The following is a 21,658-nucleotide window of genomic DNA, read 5'->3' as shown; positions in this document are numbered from 1 at the left end:
ACATTTCCCTCCGTTGCCGTATAGGTTTCCATAATTAGACGCCTTCATTATACTGTCTCCCTCTAAAAAAAGCAACCTGTAAATCCCGCGGCCTTCCCCTTTGGATAATCTACACTTGTATTTTATCTTGACAAGTGTAGCGTAAAGTGATATGCTGTTCCGGCCCATGAAAGGAGGGGTCCCTGTGGAGGAGAAACGAGAGGACAATCTGGACCTGCGTCAGCGCAAGACCCGGCGGCAGCTGACCCAGGCTCTGGTGGAACTGATGGAGGAGCGGCCCTTTCAGGAGCTGTCGGTCACCGATATCTGCCGGCGGGCCATGGTCCACCGTACCACCTTTTATGCCCATTTTAATGATAAGCAGGAGCTGCTCCACTACATGCTGACCCAGCTGGAGCGGGCGTGTATCGACGCCTGCATTCCCCAGGACGCCCCCACGCCGGGACAGTTTTTCCTGGCGGCGGCCCGCAACACTCTGTCCTTTTTCAAGGAGAGAAGGGCGCTGTACCGAGCCTGCCTGGAGAGCGGCGCCGACACCCAGACCCGACTGCTGGAGGACGCGGCGGCCAACGAGCTGTGTCTGCGGATGAGCCGCCCGCCGTTCCCCGACGCCCTGCCGGGGGTGGACCCCCAGATCGCCGCCCGCTTCTATGTGGGAGCCATGCTGTCCCTGCTGCGCTGGTGGCTGGCCAGCCCCGATCCGGTGCCGGAGGAGGTCCTGCTGGACCACCTGGCCCAATTTATTCCCAACCGCTGAGAGGAATCTGCCTATGGTAACGGACAAAAAAACCGAGACCCCAATGACCAAACTGGCCCGCTTCATTGTGGACAAACGGAAGGCCTTTTTTCTGGTCTTTATCGCCTCTTTGATCTTCTGCGGGGCTTCCATTCATAAAGTACAGATCAACAACGACATTACCTCCTACCTGCCGCCGGATACCGAGACCCGGCGGGGCCTGACCCTGATGGAGGAGCAGTTCGTCACCCTGGGCACCGCTGACGTGATGGTGTCCAACGTGACCTACGACACCGCCGCCGCCCTGGCCCAGCGGCTGAAGGGGGTGGAGGGGGTATCGGAGGTGGCCTTTGACGACACCGCCGACCACTACAAGGATTCCGCCGCCCTCTTTTCCATCTCCTTTGACGGGGAAACCGGGGATGAGGAGACGGTGGAGGCTCTCCACCGGGTAGAGGACCTGCTGGAGGGGTACGATGTGTCCATGTCCACGGAGGTGGGCCGGGATATCTCGGCCTCCCTGCGGCAGGAGATGACCGTCATCCTGGCCATTGCCGCCGCCGTGATCGTGGTGGTGCTGCTCTTTACCTCCAAGAGCTATATGGAGGTGCCCGTCTACCTCATCGTGTTTGTGGCGGCAGCCGTGCTCAATATGGGCACCAACTTCATCTTCGGCACCATCTCCTTTATTACCAATTCCATCGCCGTGGTGCTCCAGCTGGCTTTGGCCATCGACTACGCCATCATTTTCTGCCACCGGTACATGGAGGAGCGGGACAACGGCCTGGACGCCCGGGAGGCGGACATCGCCGCCCTGAGCAAGGCCATTGTGGAGATCTCCTCCTCCAGCCTGACCACCATCTCCGGTCTGGTGGCGCTGATGCTCATGCAGCTGCGCATCGGCTTTGATATGGGTATCGTGCTGGCCAAGGGCATCGTGTGCTCCATGCTGTGCGTCTTTCTGCTGATGCCCGGCCTGCTGATGATGTTCCGGGGTCCCATCGACCGCACCCGCCACAAAAATCTGGTGCCCCAGATCAACTTCTGGGGCAAGGCGGTGGTCAGGCTGCGCTACATCCTGCCCGCCGTGTTCGTGCTGGTGGTCATTGTGGGCGCGGTGCTGTCCAGCCGGTGCGTCTACGTCTTTGACGCCAACGACGCCGACTTTGACAACAAGCCGGACTGGCGCATTGCCGAGGAGAAGGTGACCGCCGCCTTTGGCAAGAAAAATACCATCGCCATGCTGGTGCCCAGAGGAGATTATAAAAAGGAAGGGCGCATCCTGGAGCGGGTGGAGGCCCTGCCCCAGGTGACCCAGGTCACCGGCCTTGCCAACATCGAGGTGGAGCCGGGACGGATGCTCACCGACGATATCTCCCCCCGGCAGTTCGCCGAGCTGGCGGGGGTGGATGTGGAGCTGGCCCGGCTGCTCTTCCAGGCCTATGGCCTGAGCGTGGAGGAGTACGGCTCCATCTTCCAGAACCCGGACGACTACTCGGTGCCCCTGCTGGATATCTTCCAGTTCCTGCTGGAGCAGAAGGACAAGGGGGTGGTGAGCCTCACCGGAGAGCAGGCCCAGAAGGTGGAGGATCTGCAGGAGCAGCTGGACGTGGGCCTCAAGCAGCTCCAGGGTCAGGACTGGTCCCGGCTGGTCTTTGTGGCCGACGTGCCCACCGAGGGGGATGAAACCTACGCCCTGCTGGACGAGATCCGCTCCATCGGTGAGGACTACTATGACCAGGTGGTGCTGGTGGGCAACTCCACCAACGCCTTCGACCTGGCCAGCTCCTTCTCCGGCGACAACCTGAAGATCAGCGTACTCACCGCCCTCTTCGTTATGGTGATCCTGCTGTTTACCTTCAAGTCCGCCGGTCTGCCGGTACTGCTGGTGCTTACCATCCAGGGCTCTATCTGGATCAACTTCTCCTTCCCGGTGCTCACCGGCACCAATCTGTTTTTCCTCAGCTATCTGGTGGTCAGCTCCATTCAGATGGGCGCCACCATTGACTATGCCATCGTCATCACCAACCGCTATCTGGAACTGAAGAACAGTATGGAGCCCCGGCGGGCGGCGGTGGAGGCTTTGAGCCAGAGCTTCCCCACCATCCTCACCTCGGGCACCATCATGGCGGTGGCCGGCTTCCTCATCGGCGGCATCTCCACCGACGCCACCATCGGCTCGGTGGGCCTCACCCTGGGCCGGGGCACCGTCACCTCCATCTTCCTGGTAATGACCGTACTGCCCCAGCTGCTGCTGTTGGGCGACGCCATCATCGAGCGTACCGCCATCTCCCTCAATCGGGACCGGTCCCAGCGGTTCAACAAGGGCACCATGCGGCTGGACGGCCACGTCCGGGGCCATGTGTCCGGCTTTGTGGACGGCGAATTCAAGGGCGTGATCCACGGCAGCGTGGACGCCCTCATCGAAAGCAAGTATCAAGAGCTCCACATTGAGGAGCAGGAACAGGAGGATCAGCCATGAAGCACAACAGACCCGTAACCGCCCTGCTGCTGGTGGCTGCCCTTCTCTGCTCCCTGCTGCCCCCTGCCCGGGCGGCGGGAACGGTGACCATCGGGGACGAAGCTGCCTTCCTGGACTTTGCCCGCAGCTGTACCAAGGATACCTGGTCGGTGGGGGTGACAGCGGAGCTCACCGCCGACCTGGACCTGAGCGACGCCGACTTTACCTCCATTCCCATCTTCCAGGGCACCTTCCACGGAAACGGCCATACCATCACCGGCCTGTCCTTTAGCGGCAAAGGGTCCAAAGTGGGCCTCTTCCGCACCCTCACCCAGAGCGCCCAGGTGGAGGACCTGACGGTGGAGGGCACCCTCCGGCCCGGCGGCACCGGCGGCCAGGTGGGTCTGGTGGCCGGAGAGAACTACGGCACCGTGCGCAACTGTACCGTCAAAGGCTCCGTCTCCGGTCAGGAGGATGTGGGGGGCGTAGTGGGCGTCAACGGGGAGAGCGGCACCGTGACGGGCTGCTCCAACCAGGCCGTAATCTCCGCCCCCAGCAACGCCGGCGGCATTGCCGGGCAGAATCTGGGTACCATCACCGGCTGCACCAACGCCGGGGAGATCAATACCGCCTCCGATCAGAAGGTGCCCTCCAACTCCGGCGGCATCGCCGGGCTGTCCCGGGGCACCATCGACCACTGCTCCAATTCCGGCACCGTGGGCTATCAGCACCTGGGCTACAACGCCGGGGGCATGGCCGGGCTCCAGTCCGGCTCCATCACCAACTGTTCCAATACCGGCCCCATCCTGGGCCGGAAGGACGTGGGAGGCATTGTGGGCCAGTTCGAGCCCAATGTGGAGGTGCGCTACGGCGACTCTCCCGCCGACAGCCTCAACGACAGCCTGGGGGTCCTCTTTGATGAGATGGAAGGCTTTGCCGACCAGCTCAGCGGCATGGTGGACCAGGGGGTGGAGGACGCCCAGGCCATCCATGAGGCGGTTGGCCAGATCCGGGACCGGGCCCAGCAGGCCGGGGACCAGGGTCTCACCGACTACCGCGCTATGACCGACCAGCTGGACCGCCATGCCGCCGCGCTGGGGGATGCCCTGGACGGCCTGCGGGGTCATGTGGATACCTTTTCCAATGAGGCCGGGGACGATCTGGACGATCTGCTGGATAGTACCGCCCAGCTGCGCCGCAGTCTGAGCGAGATGCTGGACAGCGCTGACAACGCGCTGGTAGAGGCGGTGGAGGCTCTGGATGATGCCGCCGAAGGCATTGAGAAACAGGCCAATATCATCCGCACCCACCTACAGGCCATGTCCCGTGAGCTGGACAGCCTGGGCAGCTATCTCACCCAGGTGGCCGACTGCCTGAAAAAGCTGGATTGGAAGGGAGCCCTGGCGGTGCCCTTCCCCAGCATAGACCCGGCGGGACACCTGTCCGCCATCTCCAAGGCCCTGGGCAAGCTGCCCGGCCTGGTCAGCGACCTCACCGGCAGGTGGGAAACGCTGAGCCACGACACCTCGAAAGAGATGGAGGCGGCGCGGAAGGACGCGGATCAGGCCGCCAAGGCCATCCATAGCGCCGCCAGCCATCTGGTGGGGGCGGGCAGCGCCCTGTCCAAGGACAGCAAGAAGGATCTGGACGCCGTCAGCAACGAGGCCTCCGCCATCCGTACCCTGCTGAAAGACTATTCCGATCAGCTGGGGGAGCGGACCCAGGCGGCGGCGGACGACATCGGGGAGCAGCTGGATGTGATCCAGAACCGGGTGGACCAGATGACCCAGGCCGCCGGGGCGGACAATCAGGCGCTCCACGCCTCCGCCCAGCGGGTGATCGGGGCCCTGGACCAGGTCCGTCAGGCCATCTACGACATGGGCCGGGAGCCGAAACTCACCACCCAGGACCTTTCGGGGGACATTACGGAAGGCCCCGGCCTGGTCATGGGCTGCACCGCCGCCTGCACCGTGGAGGGTGACTCCAACGTGGGCGGCATCGTGGGGGCCGTGGGGGCCGAGGTGGGGGACGACCCCGAGGCCACCTTTGACATGGAGGACATCAAACTGCTCTCCGACGTGTACGCCACCCTGCGGGCGGCGGTGCGGCAGTGCCGCTTTGACGGCGCCGTTGCCGTGAGAAACGACTGCGGCGGCGGCATCGCCGGACGGTGTACCACCGGCTCCATCCTGGACTGCGCTGCCCGGGGCACGGTGGAGACGGGCACCGACTACTGCGGCGGCATTGCCGGCCGCACCGGCGGTTCGGTGATCCGGTGCGCCGCCCTGGTGGATCTGGACGGAGGCAGCTGGCTGGGGGGCATCGCCGGTCTGGGCGGCACCCTCACCGACTGCCGGGCCATGGTGCGGGCCCAGGGAGACGGGGAGTACCGGGGGGCCATTGCCGGTCAGTCCGGCGATCCCCTCACCGGCAACCGCTACCTGCTGGAGGAGCTGGCGGGGCTGGACGGGGTGGACGTGGCCGGTCAGGCGGAGGGACTGAAGTTTGACGCCTTCTCCGTGCTGAGCGGCATTCCGGAGGATTTCCTTACCTTCTCCTACCGCTTTGTGGCCGACGGCAAGACCGTGGCCGAGATCCCCTTTGCCTACGGGGACGACCTGGACCAGAGCCTGGTGCCAGAGCCGCCTGCCCGGGACGGGGAGTACGGCGTGTGGCCCGACTTCCCGGTGGAAGGGCTTACCCGGTCCATGGTGCTGGAGGCCCGGTTTACCCAGCCCACGGCCACCCTCTCCTCCGGCGAGGAATTCCCTGTCCTGCTGGTTCAGGGCACCTTTGAGCCTCAGGCCAGCCTGCGTGTGGAAGGGCTGGACCAGCTGCCCGACCTGTCGGGCTACCGGAGTGTGGAGGGCTGGTCCTACATTGTGCAGGGAAACCAGGGGGATACGGTGACCCTCCGGCTGCGCTGTGTGGACGCGGCCCATCCGGTGGCCGCTGTGCAGACCGACAGCGGCTGGCAGGTGGTAAAGGCCAGTCAGGACGGCAGCTATCTGGTCTTTGACGGCCCGGCCAGCGGGCAGGTGGTGCTGCTGGACGGTACGGCACCCAATGTCATGCTTGTGGTGCTGCTGTGCTGCGCCGGAGCGGCAGTGCTGCTGGTGATAGCCTTGGCGTTCCATCGGAAAAGGAAGCAGAAAAAGATCCCGGTATAAGAAACAGCCCCCGGAACCTTGTGGTTCCGGGGGCTGTATTGATCTTATATCAGGCCTTTTTCTTGGAGGCCTCGCGCATCCGGGCCGCATGGTCCAGCAGGCGCTTACGCAGACGCAGGGACTGGGGAGTGACCTCCAGCAGCTCGTCGTCGGCCAGGAACTCCAGGCACTGCTCCAGAGACAGCTGGCGGGGGGGCGTGAGGCGCAGGGCGTCGTCAGAGCCGGAGGCGCGCATATTGGTCAGCTGCTTCTTCTTACAGATGTTGACGCTGATATCCTCCTGCTTGGGGGTTTCGCCCACCACCATGCCGGCATAGACGGGCACGCCGGCGCCGATGAAGAGCACGCCCCGCTCCTGGGCGTTGAACAGGCCGTAGGTCACGCTCTCGCCGGTCTCGAAGGACACCAGAGAGCCGGAGGCCCGGCGCTGGATGTCGCCCTTCATGGGGGCGTAGGAATCAAACACGGAAGCCATGATGCCCTCGCCCTTGGTGTCGGTGAGGAACTCGTTGCGGTAGCCGAACAGACCGCGGGAGGGCACCAGGAACTCGATCTTCATCCGGTCGCCCACGGGGGTCATCTCCAGCAGGTCGCCCTTTCGGGAGCCGATCTTCTCAATGACGGCGCCCACGCTGTCGGAGGGCACGTCTACCACCAGACGCTCGATGGGCTCGCACTTCTTGCCGTCGATCTCCTGGAAGAGCACGCGGGGGGGAGACACCTGGAACTCATAGCCCTCACGGCGCATGGTCTCGATGAGGATGGATAGGCTCATCTCACCGCGGCCGGCCACGTTGAAGGCGTCGGTGGAGTCGGTCTCGGTGACCCGCAGGGACACGTCCTTCATGGTCTCACGGAACAGACGCTCACGCAGCTGGCGGGAGGTGACGAACTTGCCCTCCTTGCCGGCGAAGGGGGAGTCGTTGACGGAGAAGGTCATCTCAATGGTGGGGGCGGAGATCTTGACGAACTCGATGGGCTCCACCGCGTCGGGAGCGCAGATGGTGTCGCCGATGGTGATCTCGCCGATGCCGCTCATGGCAATGATATTGCCGGCGTCAGCCTCGGTGACGGGTACCTTGCCCAGACCGTCAAACTGGTACAGAGCGGTGGCCTTGGCCTTCTTGGGGGCCTCGTCGGAGTTGTGGTAGTTGCACACCACGATCTCCTGGTTCTGCTTCACGGTGCCCCGCTCGATGCGGCCGATGGCGATCCGGCCCACGAACTCGTTGTAGTCGATGGAGGACACCAGCATCTGGAAGGGGGCCTCCACATCGGCCTCGGGGGCGGGGATATAGTTGACGATGGTCTCGAACAGGGGCACCAGGTCGGTGCCGGGCTGGTCGGGGGAGTAGGAGGCGGTGCCCTGACGGCCGGAGCAGAACAGGGTGGGGGACTCAAACTGCTCGTCGGTGGCGTTCAGGTCCAGCAGCAGCTCCAGCACCTCGTCCATGACCTCGTGAATGCGCTGGTCGGGGCGGTCGATCTTGTTGACTACCACGATGACCTTGTGGCCCAGCTCCAGGGCCTTGGACAGCACGAAGCGGGTCTGGGGCATGGGGCCTTCGGCGGCGTCCACCAGCAGAATGACGCCGTTGACCATCTTCAGGATACGCTCCACCTCGCCGCCGAAGTCGGCGTGGCCCGGGGTGTCCACGATGTTGATCTTCACGTCCTTGTAGTGGACGGCGGTGTTTTTGGCCAGGATGGTGATGCCGCGCTCGCGCTCCAGGTCGTTGGAGTCCATGACCCGCTCCACCGTGGCCTGGTTCTCACGGTAGATGCCGCCCTGCTTGAGCATTTCGTCCACCAGGGTGGTCTTGCCATGGTCGACGTGGGCGATGATGGCTACGTTGCGTAATTTCTCGTTGTGCATGTAAACTTTCCTCCCGATATACTGGCAAGACCGCCGGAGCCCTGAGTTTCCCGGCAGATATCCCGCAAAAAGGCATACAGCTGGGTGTATGCAATATTCTGATAAGCTCGACTCTTAATTATACTGCATACCTTGCGGGCCATGCAACAGCTTTCCGCAAAAAAACCAACAAAAACCCACATCTTTCCCACCCTCAGCGTTGACACCGCCCGAAAATTGGGTTACAATGACTCAGTGTCTGGCAGGAAGTTTTCATGCTTCCCCACAGTATGATCCGCGCCAGTAGCTCAATCGGATAGAGCGCACCCCTCCTAAGGGTGAGGCTGGGGGTTCGATTCCCTTCTGGCGTGCCACGTCGGAGCAAAGCTTGCTTTGCTCCGACGTCTTTTTATGTCCGCATCAACGCCGCCCGCCCTATGGATGGCAGGGGCTGTGGTAAGAAATATGAAGCCGGCCGGTGGGATCTGTGAAGATGTGGGCCTCCACCTCGTAGACCCGGCGGAGAAAGGCCTCCGTCAGCAGAGCCTGGGGCGGGCCGCTCCCCACGATCTCCCCGTCCTTCAGGGCATAGAGCCGGTCGCAGTACATGGCGGCCAGATTCAGATCGTGGATGGCGGCTACCACCGTCCGATCCAGCTGCTTGACGATATCCATCAGCTGAAGCTGGAATTTGATATCCAGGTGGTTGGTGGGCTCGTCCAGAATGAGGCAGGGGGTATCCTGAGCCAGTGCCCGGGCCAGGATCACCCGCTGCTGTTCCCCGCCGGAGAGGGTGGAGAAGGAACGGGCGGCAAAGCCCTCCATGCCCACGGTTTCCAGCGCGCTGCGAACCAGCTGGTGATCCCGGTGGTTGTCCCGTTCCAGCGCCCCTTTGTGGGGAGCCCGGCCCATCATGACCACATCGTAGACGGAGAAATCGAAGTTATAATAATTGTGCTGGGCCACCACGGCGACGCGGCGGGCCGACTCTTTGAACGAGTAGCGTTCCAGCTCCCTGCCGTCCAGCCAGACCGCGCCGCCGCTGGGCCTGAGCACCCGGTAGAGGCATTTCAGCAGGGTGCTCTTTCCGCTGCCATTTGGGCCGATCACGCCCACCAGCTCTTTGCGTCCGGCCTGGATATCCACGCCCTTGAGGATCTGGCTGCCGCCCAGCCGGGCCTGGAGCTGTCGGGTATGCAGTTCCATCAGTCTCCGCCTCCAAATCCGTAGGTTTTCCTGACCATGAGGTAGGCAAACACCGGCGCGCCCACCAGAGAGGTGAGAATACCGATGGGCAGTTCGTTGCCCGGCAGCACCACCCGGCAGAGCACGTCGGCCCAGACCAGGAAAAGGGCGCCGGACAGGGCGCACAGGGGAATGAGCTTTTTGTGATCCGTGCCGAAGAGCATCCGCACCACATGGGGGATGATCAGGCCCACAAAGCCGATCAGCCCGGCTTTGTATACCGCAAAGCCCACCAGCAGGGCGCTCACCAGCAGATAGAGCAGCCGCCTGCCATGGAGGTTGGTGCCCAGGGTAATGGCCGATTCGTCACCCAGCAGCATCAGGTTCAGGCTGCGGTACTGACTCCAGAAGAAGAGGGTGCCCGCCAGCGACACCGGGAGAATGACGGCGTTGCCGGCCCAGTCCGCGCCGGCCAGACTGCCCATGGACCACTGCACCACGGCGGCGGCCGCGTGGTCATTGTTGAGGATATAGATGAACAGGTTGGAAAAACCGGCGCATACGGCGCTCATGGCGGCGCCGGCCAGCAGCAGCTTGACCGCGTTGACCTGTCCGCCCAGATTGGCCAGCGCCATGACCGCCAAAGATACGGCAAAGGCCCCGGCGCAGCCCAGCAGCCCCATGGCGCTGCCGCCCAAAAAGGCCCCGGCGCCCAGCAGCATGGCCAGGGTGGCGCCCAGATAGGCGCCGGAGGATACCCCCAGCACATAGGGATCGGCCAGCGGGTTTTTGACAATGGCCTGCATTACCGCGCCGCACACAGCCAGGCCCATTCCCACGCCCACGGCCAGGATCAGCCGGGGCAGGCGGATGAACCACACCACGTCATGGACGCCGCCGCTGCCCCACCGGGCGGGGTCGCCCAGGCCAAAGAGCTCATGCAGCAGCACCCGGTAGACGTCTCCCGGGGGGATGGACATGGTGCCCAGGCTGACGGCTGCCAGCAGGGACGCCAGCAGGACCGCCAGCAGGACGGCGCACACCGCCAGATAGGTCCAGGGATGCCGGGCCAGAACATTCCGCCGGGGCTCCATTTACAGCTCCAGACCGGGATACATCCCCTGGGCCAGGGTGTTGAGCCCGTCAATGGTGCGGGGGCCGCTGGCGTACATATCGCCCAGCATGATGAGGTGAACGCGGCCCTTTTGAACGGCGGAAAGGCTGGCGAAGGCGGGATCGTCCTGAATGGCGGCCAGCTGGGCGGCCTTGACCGTCTCGGGGTCGTCTCCGTCATAGGCCATGTAGACCACAAAGATCACGTCCGGGTCACAGGTCACCAGATCCTCCTTGCCCATGTCGCTGCCCTGGGGCTTGGCCAGCTGTCCGCCCAGCGCGCGCACCATATCGCCGGCCAGTGTGTCCGCGCCGTAATTGGTGATGCTGCCGCCGGCAGGCTCCACCACCGCCACCCGAAGGGGCTGCTGTCCCGGCACGGCGGCCAGGGTGGCTTCCACCTGCCCCTTCATTTCATCCACCAGGGCTGCGGCCCGATCCTCCGCCCCGAAGATCCTGCCGATGTTCAGAATATCCTCGTACTCATGCTCCAGGGTGCGGGTGCCGCCGGGCACGGTGTTGGAGTTCATGTAGGTGGCCACGCCCTTTTCGTTCCAGCTGTGTACGTCGCCCAGTTTTTTGTCCCCAAAGTAGGAACCCCAGGAGAAGATCATATCGGGTTCCAGCAGGGTGACGGTCTCCAGATCGGGGGCGAAAACGGAAGCGTCGTACTTCATGTTGGCAAAACCGGCCTGCCACTCCTCCTTGACCTCATTGTCCAGTCCGTAGGAGGCCAGCACATGATCCTCCAGGCCCAGGGCGATCATGGTCTCGATACAGCCCTGATAGACGCACAGCACCCGTTCCGGCGGGGCCTCATAGGTGTAGGTGACCGGCTGGCCGGCGTAGTCATAGTTGGTGATGGTGACCGGGTAGTGGGCGTCCGCCGATGGCGTTTCCGCGGTTTGGACGGGACTTGTGCCGGCGGGGGGCGGGGAGCTGGCCGGCGTGCCCCCGGAACAGCCGGCCAGAGACAGGACCAAAGCCGAGGCGACAAGCAGGGACGCGGCGGTGCGGATTCCATTCATAGAACATTCCTCCTGATGTGATGATATATGCGCCAGCCGCAAAAAAGAGAAAAAGTCCGCTTTCCAGAGAAAGCGGACTTCCAGATCTGACCGGGGCTGCAGCACTGGACAGGGCTCTTTCTGCGGAAGATGCCTATCCCCTATCCAAGCAGGTTTCCTGGCTTACGGATCAACACGCACCGCGCCTTCTCGTCCCCCGTTTGGGCGGGATAATGGCTGCTGCGGTTTGTTCCCCGTTTACAGTGACCGGATCGCTCGGGACTTTCACCCGATTCCCTTTTCACCCAGCCGAAGCTGGACACTTGGAAGGTAGTATAGATTGTGGCCCTATTCTAATGGATGTCGTGCTTTTTGTCAAGAAAATGCACTTTTTTCCTGAAATGCCGCAGCTTTCAAACTGCTCAGGATCTTTGCCTGGATGAACCGCAAGGAGGATGACGACTGGCCTTTGCCCTGCCTGAGGGCGTTCGGACGCTGCCGGGGCTCTGGGCGGGAGGTGAGATGAGAGCCTTGTTGTAAGAAAATAGAAAGAAATGTTTGGAAACTTGTAGGGTGCGGGAAAGAAAAAGCAAAAACATCAAACGCCTTGCTTTGGTACCATATCGGTATCAAAGCAAGGCGTTTTTGCCTGTTGGGAGGAATCTACAATGAAAACCATTCTGGTACTTTTCGGCGGCTGCTCCACGGAGTATGCCGTTTCTCTGCAATCGGCCCATGCCGTGGTGAGCCATATGGACCGGGAGGCCTATACGCCCCTGCTGGTGGGCATCACCCGCTGGGGACAGTGGCTGTACTATACCGGCCCTCTGGACCGGATGGAGGCTGATACCTGGCAGCAGGAAAGCTGTACCCCCTGCACCCTCTCCCTGGACCGGGGGCGGGGGGAGCTTCTGCTGCTGGACGGTACCGGAACGCGGCTTCATTTTGACGGGGCCTTCCCGGTGCTCCACGGGAAAAATGGGGAGGACGGCACCCTCCAGGGCCTGCTGGAATTGGCGGGGGTGCCGGTGATCGGCTGCGGTACCCTGGCCAGCGCCCTGTGCATGGACAAGGACCGGGCCCATAAGCTGGCCGCCCTGGCGGGGGTGAAGGTTCCCCGGGGGACGGTGGTGGACCGAAACTGGCGGGAGGCCGACCTCCAGAGGGTGGCCCGGGACCTGGGCTATCCCCTGTTCGTCAAGCCGGTGCGGGCCGGTTCCTCCTTCGGCATCACCCGGGTGACCGGGCCGGAGGCCCTGGTGGAGGCGGTAAAGGAGGCACTGAAGCACGACCGGGAGGCCCTACTGGAGGAGGCGGTGCCCGGCTTTGAGGTGGGGTGCGCCGTGCTGGGCAACGAGGAACTGACGGTGGGGCTGGTGGATGAGATCCAGCTGTCCCAGGGCTTCTTTGACTACGAGGAGAAGTACACCCTCAAGACCTCCGCCATCCACTGTCCCGCCCGCATCCGGCCGGAGCAGGCGGCGGCCATCCAGGAGGCGGCCCGGATCATTTATCAGGCCCTGGACTGTCGGGTGTTTGCCCGGGTGGACCTGTTCCTCACCCCGGAGGGGGAGATCTACTTCAACGAGGTCAACACCATCCCCGGCTTTACCGCCCACAGCCGCTACCCCAATATGATGAAGGGGATCGGCCTGAACTTTCCCGCCCTGGTGAGCCGCCTCATTGCCCTGGGGCTGGAGCCGTGAGGGGGGAGGGGACGGTCCGGGACCTGACCTCCACCGGACCGCTGATTTTGGTCAACGCCGCCCATCCCCTGCGGGCCCCGGCCAATCCGGAGTTGGCGGAGCTGGAGGGCGGGGTGCAGCTGGAACGCCGGGCGGCGGCGGCCCTGAGGGCCTGCCTCCGGGCGGTAGGGGGGACGTCGGGTATCCTCCCCGTGTCCGGCTGGCGCAGCCGGGCGGAGCAGCAGGCCATCTGGGACAACACCCTGGCCAAAGAGGGGCTGGCTTTTACCCAAAGCTATGTGGCCATGCCCGGTTGCAGTGAGCACCAGACCGGTCTGGCCATCGACCTGGGCCGGCGGCAGGAGAACGTGGACTTCATCCGCCCCTACTTTCCCGACGAGGGAGTGTGCCGGGCCTTCCGGCTGGCAGCCCCCCGGTACGGCTTCGTGCTGCGCTATCCCGCCGGGCGGGAGACCGTCACAGGCATCGCCCATGAGCCCTGGCACTTCCGCTATGTGGGGCCGGTCCACGGGGAGATTATGGCCCGGCTGGACCTGACCCTGGAGGAGTATCTGGAGGAGCTGCGGAACTATCCAGCCGGTGGGGCTCCCTTCCGCTTTGCCGCGGCGGAGTGGGAGTGCGCCGTCACCTACCTCCCCGGCGGGGTGGGGGAGCCCTTCCGGCTGGCGGGCCAGCAGGGGCTGCTGTGCTCCGGTGACAACTGCGGGGGCGTGGTGGCCGCCTCCTGGCGGAGCACAGGGGGGTGAGGACATGGGAAAGGACAGGCTGGTTGCCCGGTCCAGAGGGGATGGACTGGGCTGGTTCTGGCGGCTGTACCGGCTGCGGCGGAAAACCAAGCACCGGCTGGTGCGGAGCCTGTGCACCTACCTGATGTGCCGCAGCGCCCACCGCCACGGGGGCTATGTGGGACCGGGTGCGGAGTTTGACTCACCGCCGGTCCTCCCCCACGGCCTCCACGGGGTATTTATTTCCCGCTACGCGGTGGTGGGGGCAAGGTGCAAGATCTATCAGAATGTGACCATCGGCGAGGTGGACGGAAAGGCCCCGGCGATCGGCCCGGACTGCCTCATCGGCGCCGGGGCGGTGCTGGTGGGAGACATCCGGGTGGGGCGAGGTGTCCGCGTCGGCGCGGGGGCGGTGGTCTGTCGGGACATCCCTGATGGCAGCACCGTGGTGGCCCCGCCGCCCCGGATCTTGGAAAGGAAGCAGAGGGTATGAAGTACGAGGGAGCAATAACCGCCCGGGCCTGGCGGGAGGTGGATCTGGGAGCCGTGGCCCACAACGCCGCCTGGCTCCAGGGGCGAATGGGCCCCGGCTGTAGGCTGATGGCGGTGGTCAAGGCGGACGCCTACGGCCACGGGGCCGGGCCGGTGGCCCGATGCCTGGAGGAGCAGGGGGTGAAGGCCTTCGCGGTGGCCTGTCTGGCGGAGGGGATCAGCCTACGGCGGCAGGGCGTGGGGGGCCTGATCCTGGTACTGGGCTACACCCCGCCGGAGGAGGCGGCGGAACTGACCCGGTGGGGGCTGACCCAGTGCGTGGCCGACGAGGCCCACGGCAGAGCTCTGTCGGCGGTGGGGGCGCCCCTGGAGGTCCACCTGGCTCTGGACACCGGGATGCACCGGCTGGGCATCCCGGCGGAGGACCATGAGGCCATCGCCCGCACCCGGGTCCTGCCCAACCTCAAGTTTACCGGCACCTTTTCCCACCTGTGTGTGTCGGACAGCGCCAGCCCGGAGGACCAGGCTTTCACCCAGGTCCAGCTGGACCGGTTCTACGGGGCTGTGGCCCGGATGGCCGCCGCCGGTCTGGATCCGGGGGCCGTCCACATCCAGGCCAGCTACGGCATCCTGAATTTGCCGCCCCAGCCCTGCGCCTGGGCCCGGGCGGGCATCGCCCTGTACGGCGTGTACAGCCGGGAGGAGGACCGGCCAGATTCCGCAGCCCTGCGTCCCGCACTGTCCCTGCGGGCCCGGGTGGCCGCCCTGCGTACCGTGCCCGCCGGAGAGGGGGCCGGGTACGGCTTGGCCTTCCGGGCCAGGGAGGATACCAAGCTGGCGGTGGTCACCATGGGCTATGCCGACGGCCTGCCCCGGATGCTGGCCCAGGCGGGCGGGGAAGTGCTGGTCCGGGGCGTCCGCTGCCCGATGGCAGGGCGGATGTGTATGGACCAGATGCTGGTGGACGTGACCGGCGTACCCCGGATTGGCCCCGGCGACGTGGTCACCCTCATTGGCCGGGACGGCGGAGAGGAGATCCGGGCGGAGGAGGTGGCCGCCCGGTGCGGCACCATCACCAACGAGCTGCTCTCCCGGCTGGGGAACCGCTTGCCCATCCAATATTGTCCATAAGAAATGCCCTCTGTTCAGAGGGCATTTCTTATGGATTTTTTATGCCGGAAAAATTTTTTGTAAAAAATAAAACCGGAGGACAGGCTGATGTATCTTACTGATGCAAGGGGAGAAAAGCCCCCCTGTCGGGGTGAAACATCAAGGGAAACCCAGGAATGATTTGAGGAGGAAACAAAGATGAAAAAGTTCAACCACAACAGCATCAGAAGTTTTGGCGCGGGCGTGCTGGTCGCCGCTGTGATCGCCGGCAGCGGGCTGCCTGCCCACGCGCTGTCAGCCTTTCGGCAGATCAACGTCTCCATGGGCGGCATCTCCCTCTATGTGGACGGCAAGCTGCAGGTGCCTACCGACGTCAACGGCAATGAGGTGGAACCCCTGATCTACGCCGGTACCACCTACCTGCCTGTCCGGGCCCTTACCGGGATGCTCACCGACAAGCCGGTGGAGTGGGACCCCAAGACCGAGAGCGTGTACATCGGCACAAAGCCCGGCGCGGGCAAGGTGGTCCGGGCCGAGGATATGAAGGTCTACAACAAGCCGTCCGAATCCGTGGCATATACAGGGAAAGAGGCCCAGTTTAAACTGCTGGGGGAGACCCAGATGCCCTTTAACCGTTATAAATGGGGCAACACCATCAAGCTGGACGGCCTGTACACCGAGCTCAACGGGGAACTTGTGGCCGGGCAGTCCAGGCTGGAGGATAAGCTGGCCACAAAGCTGTGCATCTATGCGGTGGATCAGTACGGCACCAAAAACCTGATTGACAGCTATGAGATCAAGTCGGGCGACGATCCCATATCTGTCCACACCAATATCCGGGGCTGCGACTACCTGTACATCACCTTTGAAAACTGGGATGTGGATGGCTACACCAGCAACGGGGTTGGCTACTTCTACAACGTGACCTTCACCAAAGCCTCCGCTGGCTGAGCGTTGGTGAAAAAGGCCCCTCTGATGCAGTCGGCATCAGAGGGGCCTTTCCATCACAAAAGTGATACCTGTTACAGGAAATAGTCCGGCTGACGGGGGACGCCTGCCTTTTCTGTCAGCATGGCGGTAGTGGCCTGGAGGGCGGGAGCGGGGATGGTCCGGGCCCCACGGGGGCAGAGGGAGACGCAGCGCATACAGGTGATGCACCGCTCCGGGTCGGTTTCCCTGGGGCTGCCTGTCGGAATGGCGCCCACCGGGCAGCGGGAGGCGCACAGACCGCAGGAGATGCAGCCCTCCCCGGCGGCGGGGTGGAAGGGGACCCCCTTCCAGTCCTTGTAGGGGGTGTTCCCCGGCACAGTCACCGGGGCGAGGGGAGCGGGTCCGGCCAGTTTATCCAGCACCGCACGGCCGAAGCTGGCGGCAGCCTCCAGATCGGCCTGGTCCGGACGGCCCTGGGCAATGGTGGGGGCAATGGAGTGCTGAGCCACAAAGGCCGCAGCGCCGATCACCTGAAAGCCGCCCGCCTTCAGAGCGGCGGACAGCTCCAGCAGGGCGTCCTCATAGTCCCGGTTGCCGTATACCGCCACGGCGACGGCGGGGCCCCTGCCGCTGAGGGCGGCCAGCCGCTCCAGGGCCACAGCGGGGATGCGCCCGCCGAAGACCGGCGCGGCGGCCAGCAGCACGGTGTTGTCCGCCACCGGCGTGACCGGTGCGGGGGCGGACAGATCCACCACCTGGCCAAGACCGCCGGTGATGGCCTTGGCGATGGCGGCGGTGCCGCCGGTGGGGCTGAATACGGCAGAAAGCCAGTGAGGGTCATTCATGATGGGCTGCCTCCTCTTTTTGGGCTGCGATCTCCTGAGAAAATTGATTGATCACTTCTTTGGGAGGGACCGAGTCCTCCCTGCTGAGCAGGAATTTTTTGATGATAAAGATCAGAGCCACCGCCGCCACCCCCAGCAGGGTATCCAAGGAGCTGGAGTGGCTCACCACCAGCTGCCGGGCAATGGCAAAGAGCAGCACGTCGGTGACTGCCCGGGGGGTGTGGAGGATGAGCATCTTTACAAACTCCAGGCCCACGATGATGTTCATGGTATTGGCAAAGAAATCGTTGAGGCTGAACTGGCCCAGGGTCAGATAGTCCAGAGAGTCCATTCCCGTCAGCACCATCTGTACCACGGTGACCACCAGAATAAACAGGGCAATGATCAGCTCCAGGATCCAGGCGGCCTTGAGCAGGAATTTTACGATACTTCCCTTCATGGAGGACGCTCCTTTCCAGTGTGCCTTTTTTATTGATTATACCGGACGGATCACACGCCGTCAACGATGGGCCGGTATAGGATGGGAAAATTCGGACACCCTATCAAAATGAGATTGACTTGCCGGTCAAACTGTGCTATGATGGCCGCAGTTGAAAAGGGAGTAGTTCAAAGCCATACCGTCAACACCACGGTCTGTGACCTGGCGGTATGCACCCTCTGGGTAACAAGACTTTTCGACAACTGTCGTCATGCGCGGCGGTTGGCGAAGGGTCTTTTTTGTTTGCTCTTCGCCGAAAGTAAACTGTAAGGGAATGAAAGGTATGACAGAGGCTTATTACCGGAAAACCACCCAGCAGGCGCTGGAAGCCCAGCAGGCCGGGATATCCGGCCTCAGCGATCAGGAGGCCGGCCGGCGGCGGGAACAGTATGGTCCCAACAAGCTGTCCGAAGGAAAAAAGAAGAGCGCCATTCAGATCTTTGCCGAGCAATTTAAGGACCTGCTGGTCATCATCCTCGTCATCGCGGCGATCATCTCCGCGGTGTCGGAGAATGTGGAGAGCACCATCGTCATCTTTGCCGTGCTCATCCTCAACGCCATTCTGGGCACCGTCCAGTATCTGAAGGCGGAAAAATCACTGGAGAGCCTGAAGGCCATGTCCTCCCCCACCGCCAAGGTGCTGCGGGGAGGCGTGCGGGTGGAGATCCCCTCCGCCGATGTGGTGCCCGGCGACATCGTGCTGCTGGAGGCCGGCGACATGGTGGTGGCCGACGGCCGCGTGCTGGAGAACTTCTCCCTCAAGGTCAATGAGTCCTCCCTCACCGGCGAGAGCGAGGGCGTGGACAAGACCGACGACGTCATCGACGCCGGCCAGGTGGCCCTGGGCGACCAGAAGAACATGGTGTTCTCCGGCTCCCTGGTGACCTACGGCCGTGCCACCGTGCTGGTCACCGGCACCGGCATGAACACCGAGCTGGGCAAGATCGCCGCCCTCATGAACCAGACCCAGCAGCGCAAGACCCCCCTGCAGCAGAGCCTGGACAACTTCTCCGCCAAGCTGGCCATCGTCATTATGGCCATCTGCGCCGTGGTGTTTGCCCTGTCCATCTTCCGCACCGGTATGGATGTGCTGGACTCCCTCATGTTCGCCGTGGCCCTGGCGGTGGCCGCCATCCCCGAGGCCCTCAGCTCCATCGTCACCATCGTGCTGGCCATGGGCACCCAGAAGATGGCCAAACAAAACGCCATCATCAAGGACCTGAAAGCGGTGGAGAGTCTGGGCAGCGTCTCCGTGATCTGCTCGGATAAGACGGGCACCCTGACCCAGAATAAAATGACCCCCCAGAAGGTGTATGCCGACGGCTCCCTGCTGGAGGGCGACGACCTGGAGCTGGTCAACGATGTGCAGCGGCTGCTCCTCAAGGCCGCCCTGCTGGCCAGCGACGCCACCAACAACCAGGAGACCGGCGCCTCCATCGGCGACCCCACCGAGGTGGCTCTGGTGATGCTGGGCGAGAGGTTCGGCGTGGACGAGGAGAGTTACCGCGCCCAGCATCCCCGGCTGGGCGAGCTGGCCTTTGACTCCGACCGCAAGCTGATGAGCACCCTCCACGACATCGACGGGACCCCCACCCTCTTTACCAAGGGCGCCATCGACGTGCTGCTGGACCGGTCCAAGTGGCTGCTCACCCGGCAGGGCAAGGTGGAAATGACCCCCGAGCGCAAGGAGGAGATCGCCCGGGTCAACATGGAGCTGTCCATGGAAGGCCTGCGGGTGCTGGCCTTTGCCTACCGTGAGGTGGATGCGGTCCGGCCCCTCACCCTGGAGGATGAGAAGGACTTCACCTTCATCGGCCTTATCTCCATGATCGACCCGCCTCGGCCCGAGGCCATCCAGGCGGTGGCCGACGCCAAGCGGGGCGGCATTCGCACCATCATGATCACCGGCGACCACAAGGTTACCGCCTCCGCCATTGCCCGCCAGCTGGGTATCTTCCAGGATGGGGACGAGGCGGTGTCCGGCCTGGAGCTGGACCAGATGAGCGACGCCGACCTGGACCAGCGGCTGGCCAAGATCTCGGTCTATGCCCGGGTGTCCCCCGAGCATAAGATCCGCATCGTCAACGCCTGGCAGCGCCGGGGCAACATCGTGTCCATGACCGGCGACGGCGTCAACGACGCCCCCGCCCTGAAGAAGGCGGACATCGGCGTGGCCATGGGCATTACCGGCACCGAGGTGTCCAAGGACGCCGCCTCCATGATCCTGGCCGACGATAACTTTGCCACCATCGTCCGTGCGGTGGTCAACGGCCGCAGCGTGTACGCCAACATCAAAAACGCCATCCAGTTCCTGCTCAGCGGCAACACCGCCGGCATCTTCTGTGTGCTGTACGCTTCCCTGATGGCCCTGCCGGTGCCCTTCCAGCCGGTGCATCTGCTGTTTATCAACCTGCTCACCGACTCCCTGCCCGCCATCGCCATTGGCATGGAGCCCGCCCGCAAGGGCCTGCTGGACCAGAAGCCCAGAGATCCCAAGGAGCCCATCCTGAACAAGCCTCTGCTCACCCGCATCGGCGGACAGGGCCTGCTCATCGCCGTCGTCACCATGATCGCCTTCTACCTGGGCTACCAGAACGGGGACGCGGCTCTGGCCTCCACCATGGCTTTCTCCACCCTCACCCTGGCCCGGCTGTTCCACGGCTTCAACTGCAGGGGCAGCGAGTCCATCTTCCGGCTGAAGTTCTCCACCAACAAGGCCTCCATCGCCGCCTTCTTCGCCGGCGTGGTGCTGCTGATGCTGGTGCTCTTCACCCCCGGTCTCACCAGCCTCTTTATGGTCTCCCCCGCCTTCGGCCTGATGAATCTGGGCGAGATGGTGGGCCTGGCCTTCCTGCCCACGCTGGTGATCCAGATCGTCAAGGTCATTGCCGGCCTGAAAAAGGGCAAGGACTAATTGCAAAAAAAGGCGCGCCCGCAGGGCGCGCCTTTTTTACGCATAAAACCGGGGCGCAGTGTTTCCACCGCGCCCCTTACAGGATCGGAGTTCGTTTGATTCTGCTCCTTTCGCCTTTCGCCAGAGGGTGAGCTCACCCGGCACCGGCTTAAAAGGAGATGCAAGAACCAGCGGTCATCCGGTCCAACATCAGTATGCCCCAATGGCGGCCTGAAATACAGGAAAAAAACGGTATAGAACAGGACATAATTGCCCAAACTGGACATAGGATAAAACCGGAAAGCCCGGAGCAAGGAGGAGGATCGTATGCCGGAAGCCACCAAGCGCTTCAGTCTGCGCCGGCGGGAGAGCGAGCGGGAGGGGACCCGCCGGGTCCTGCTGGAGGGACTGAACCAGACCAGGGCCCTCATCGCCCAGGCCTATCAGGGCTTCAATGACGCCTGTGACCCGGATCTCATCGAATCCTATGTCTTTGAGATCAATGCCCTCCAGTCCCGGTACACCTACCTGCTGCGCCAGGTTAAGGAACTGGAGGGCGGGCAGACCGTCCGCACCGGATAAGAGGGGTCCGCCCCGCCACCAAGGTTCTGGCACACAGAAAGGAGGTGGCGGCGGTGGAACCGCTGCTCAATGCCCTGCCCTGGGTGGCGGGGGGATTGTTTTTGGTGCTGCTGCTGGCAGTGCTGCGTAAGCCCCTGAGCTGGCTGGGCCGTCTGGCGGCCCGGACAGGGGTGGGGCTGGGGGTGCTGTGGCTCCTGCGCTGGGCCGGAGGCATCCTGGGCCTCCAGCTGGGGGTCAATCTGACCAACGCCCTGGTGCTGGGGCTGCTGGGCCTGCCCGGATTCGGCCTGCTGGCGGCCCTGGAGTGGATGCTGGCTGTGTAAAAAAGGACGCCGCCCGGAGGTGCGGCGTCCTTTTTGCGGAATTATTT

The 21,658-nt window shown here is 63.6% G+C and carries 17 protein-coding genes, 1 tRNA gene and 1 riboswitch; of the genes, 12 read left to right on the top strand and 6 right to left on the bottom strand.

Going from position 1 to position 21,658, the window contains the following annotated elements:
• Positions 1–184 precede the first annotated feature (184 nt).
• The 3 genes from WHJ28_RS07460 to WHJ28_RS07450 are packed head-to-tail and all read left to right on the top strand — an operon-like array spanning position 185 to position 6,367.
• Positions 185–757: a TetR/AcrR family transcriptional regulator gene (locus WHJ28_RS07460; RefSeq protein WP_340041187.1), complete on the top strand. Its 573-nt coding sequence runs from the start codon at positions 185–187 to the stop codon at positions 755–757.
• A 13-nt stretch (positions 758–770) separates the two neighbouring features.
• A complete protein-coding gene (locus WHJ28_RS07455) occupies positions 771–3,218 on the top strand; it encodes an efflux RND transporter permease subunit (RefSeq protein ID WP_340041185.1) in 2,448 nt (815 codons plus the stop codon).
• Complete coding sequence (locus WHJ28_RS07450; protein WP_340041183.1) at positions 3,215–6,367, top strand: peptidase; 3,153 nt, start codon at positions 3,215–3,217, stop codon at positions 6,365–6,367. The genes WHJ28_RS07455 and WHJ28_RS07450 overlap by 4 nt, the downstream gene beginning before the upstream one ends.
• Before the next feature lie 49 nt (positions 6,368–6,416).
• Here WHJ28_RS07450 and typA read toward each other — a convergent pair whose 3' ends face one another.
• A complete protein-coding gene (gene typA, locus WHJ28_RS07445) occupies positions 6,417–8,243 on the bottom strand; it encodes a translational GTPase TypA (protein ID WP_340041181.1) in 1,827 nt (608 codons plus the stop codon).
• A 276-nt stretch (positions 8,244–8,519) separates the two neighbouring features.
• Here typA and WHJ28_RS07440 point away from each other — a divergent pair.
• Positions 8,520–8,596 (top strand) — tRNA-Arg (locus tag WHJ28_RS07440).
• Positions 8,597–8,657: 61 nt separating this feature from the next.
• Here the strand turns inward: WHJ28_RS07440 and WHJ28_RS07435 are convergent.
• From WHJ28_RS07435 to WHJ28_RS07425, 3 genes are read right to left on the bottom strand one after another with little or no spacing between them, the layout of a single operon-like run.
• On the bottom strand, positions 8,658–9,428 hold the full coding sequence (locus WHJ28_RS07435; protein ID WP_340041179.1) for an ABC transporter ATP-binding protein: 771 nt from the start codon (positions 9,426–9,428) through the stop codon (positions 8,658–8,660).
• The gene (locus WHJ28_RS07430; protein ID WP_340041177.1) at positions 9,428–10,501 is read right to left on the bottom strand and encodes a FecCD family ABC transporter permease; all 1,074 of its coding nucleotides are present in this window, start codon (positions 10,499–10,501) and stop codon (positions 9,428–9,430) included. The genes WHJ28_RS07435 and WHJ28_RS07430 overlap by 1 nt, the downstream gene beginning before the upstream one ends.
• Complete coding sequence (locus WHJ28_RS07425; protein WP_340041175.1) at positions 10,502–11,548, bottom strand: ABC transporter substrate-binding protein; 1,047 nt, start codon at positions 11,546–11,548, stop codon at positions 10,502–10,504.
• Between the two features lie 130 nt (positions 11,549–11,678).
• A riboswitch (cobalamin riboswitch) is annotated at positions 11,679–11,869 on the bottom strand.
• A gap of 326 nt (positions 11,870–12,195) precedes the next feature.
• On the opposite strand from WHJ28_RS07425, the gene vanG reads away from it, so the two are divergent.
• The 5 genes from vanG to WHJ28_RS07400 all read left to right on the top strand — a co-directional run bounded on the left by vanG (position 12,196) and on the right by WHJ28_RS07400 (position 16,511).
• Complete coding sequence (gene vanG, locus WHJ28_RS07420) at positions 12,196–13,233, top strand: D-alanine--D-serine ligase VanG (RefSeq protein WP_340041173.1); 1,038 nt, start codon at positions 12,196–12,198, stop codon at positions 13,231–13,233.
• A complete protein-coding gene (locus WHJ28_RS07415) occupies positions 13,230–13,979 on the top strand; it encodes a D-alanyl-D-alanine carboxypeptidase family protein (RefSeq protein ID WP_340041172.1) in 750 nt (249 codons plus the stop codon). Before vanG ends, WHJ28_RS07415 begins: the two co-directional genes overlap by 4 nt.
• Before the next feature lie 4 nt (positions 13,980–13,983).
• On the top strand, positions 13,984–14,451 hold the full coding sequence (locus WHJ28_RS07410) for an LbetaH domain-containing protein (protein WP_340041170.1): 468 nt from the start codon (positions 13,984–13,986) through the stop codon (positions 14,449–14,451).
• Positions 14,448–15,581: a serine racemase VanT catalytic subunit gene (vanT, locus tag WHJ28_RS07405; RefSeq protein WP_340041168.1), complete on the top strand. Its 1,134-nt coding sequence runs from the start codon at positions 14,448–14,450 to the stop codon at positions 15,579–15,581. The genes WHJ28_RS07410 and vanT overlap by 4 nt, the downstream gene beginning before the upstream one ends.
• A gap of 177 nt (positions 15,582–15,758) precedes the next feature.
• Positions 15,759–16,511 (top strand): stalk domain-containing protein, encoded by a 753-nt coding sequence (locus tag WHJ28_RS07400; RefSeq protein ID WP_340041166.1) that lies wholly within the window; start codon positions 15,759–15,761, stop codon positions 16,509–16,511.
• 71 nt (positions 16,512–16,582) lie between these two features.
• Here the strand turns inward: WHJ28_RS07400 and WHJ28_RS07395 are convergent, their stop codons facing one another.
• Together WHJ28_RS07395 and WHJ28_RS07390 are read right to left on the bottom strand one after the other, a co-directional pair.
• A complete protein-coding gene (locus WHJ28_RS07395; protein WP_340041164.1) occupies positions 16,583–17,335 on the bottom strand; it encodes a 4Fe-4S binding protein in 753 nt (250 codons plus the stop codon).
• Positions 17,328–17,774 carry a hypothetical protein gene (locus WHJ28_RS07390; RefSeq protein WP_340041162.1) on the bottom strand — a complete coding sequence of 149 codons (447 nt, stop codon included), beginning with the start codon at positions 17,772–17,774 and terminating at the stop codon, positions 17,328–17,330. Before WHJ28_RS07390 ends, WHJ28_RS07395 begins: the two co-directional genes overlap by 8 nt.
• Positions 17,775–18,096: 322 nt before the next feature.
• On the opposite strand from WHJ28_RS07390, the gene WHJ28_RS07385 reads away from it, so the two are divergent.
• The 3 genes from WHJ28_RS07385 (at position 18,097) to WHJ28_RS07375 (ending at position 21,611) form a co-directional block, all read left to right on the top strand.
• Positions 18,097–20,727, top strand: coding sequence for a cation-translocating P-type ATPase (locus WHJ28_RS07385; RefSeq protein ID WP_340041160.1), 2,631 nt, complete (start codon positions 18,097–18,099; stop codon positions 20,725–20,727).
• Between the two features lie 306 nt (positions 20,728–21,033).
• Positions 21,034–21,288 (top strand): DUF2508 family protein, encoded by a 255-nt coding sequence (locus WHJ28_RS07380; RefSeq protein ID WP_340041158.1) that lies wholly within the window; start codon positions 21,034–21,036, stop codon positions 21,286–21,288.
• A gap of 53 nt (positions 21,289–21,341) precedes the next feature.
• Complete coding sequence (locus tag WHJ28_RS07375) at positions 21,342–21,611, top strand: pro-sigmaK processing inhibitor BofA family protein (RefSeq protein WP_340041156.1); 270 nt, start codon at positions 21,342–21,344, stop codon at positions 21,609–21,611.
• Positions 21,612–21,658 lie beyond the last annotated feature (47 nt).

The organism is Flavonifractor porci, from assembly GCF_037572415.1.
GTDB classification, from domain to species: Bacteria; Bacillota; Clostridia; order Oscillospirales; family Oscillospiraceae; genus Flavonifractor; species Flavonifractor porci.
This window is presented reverse-complemented; position numbering and strand designations above follow the sequence as displayed.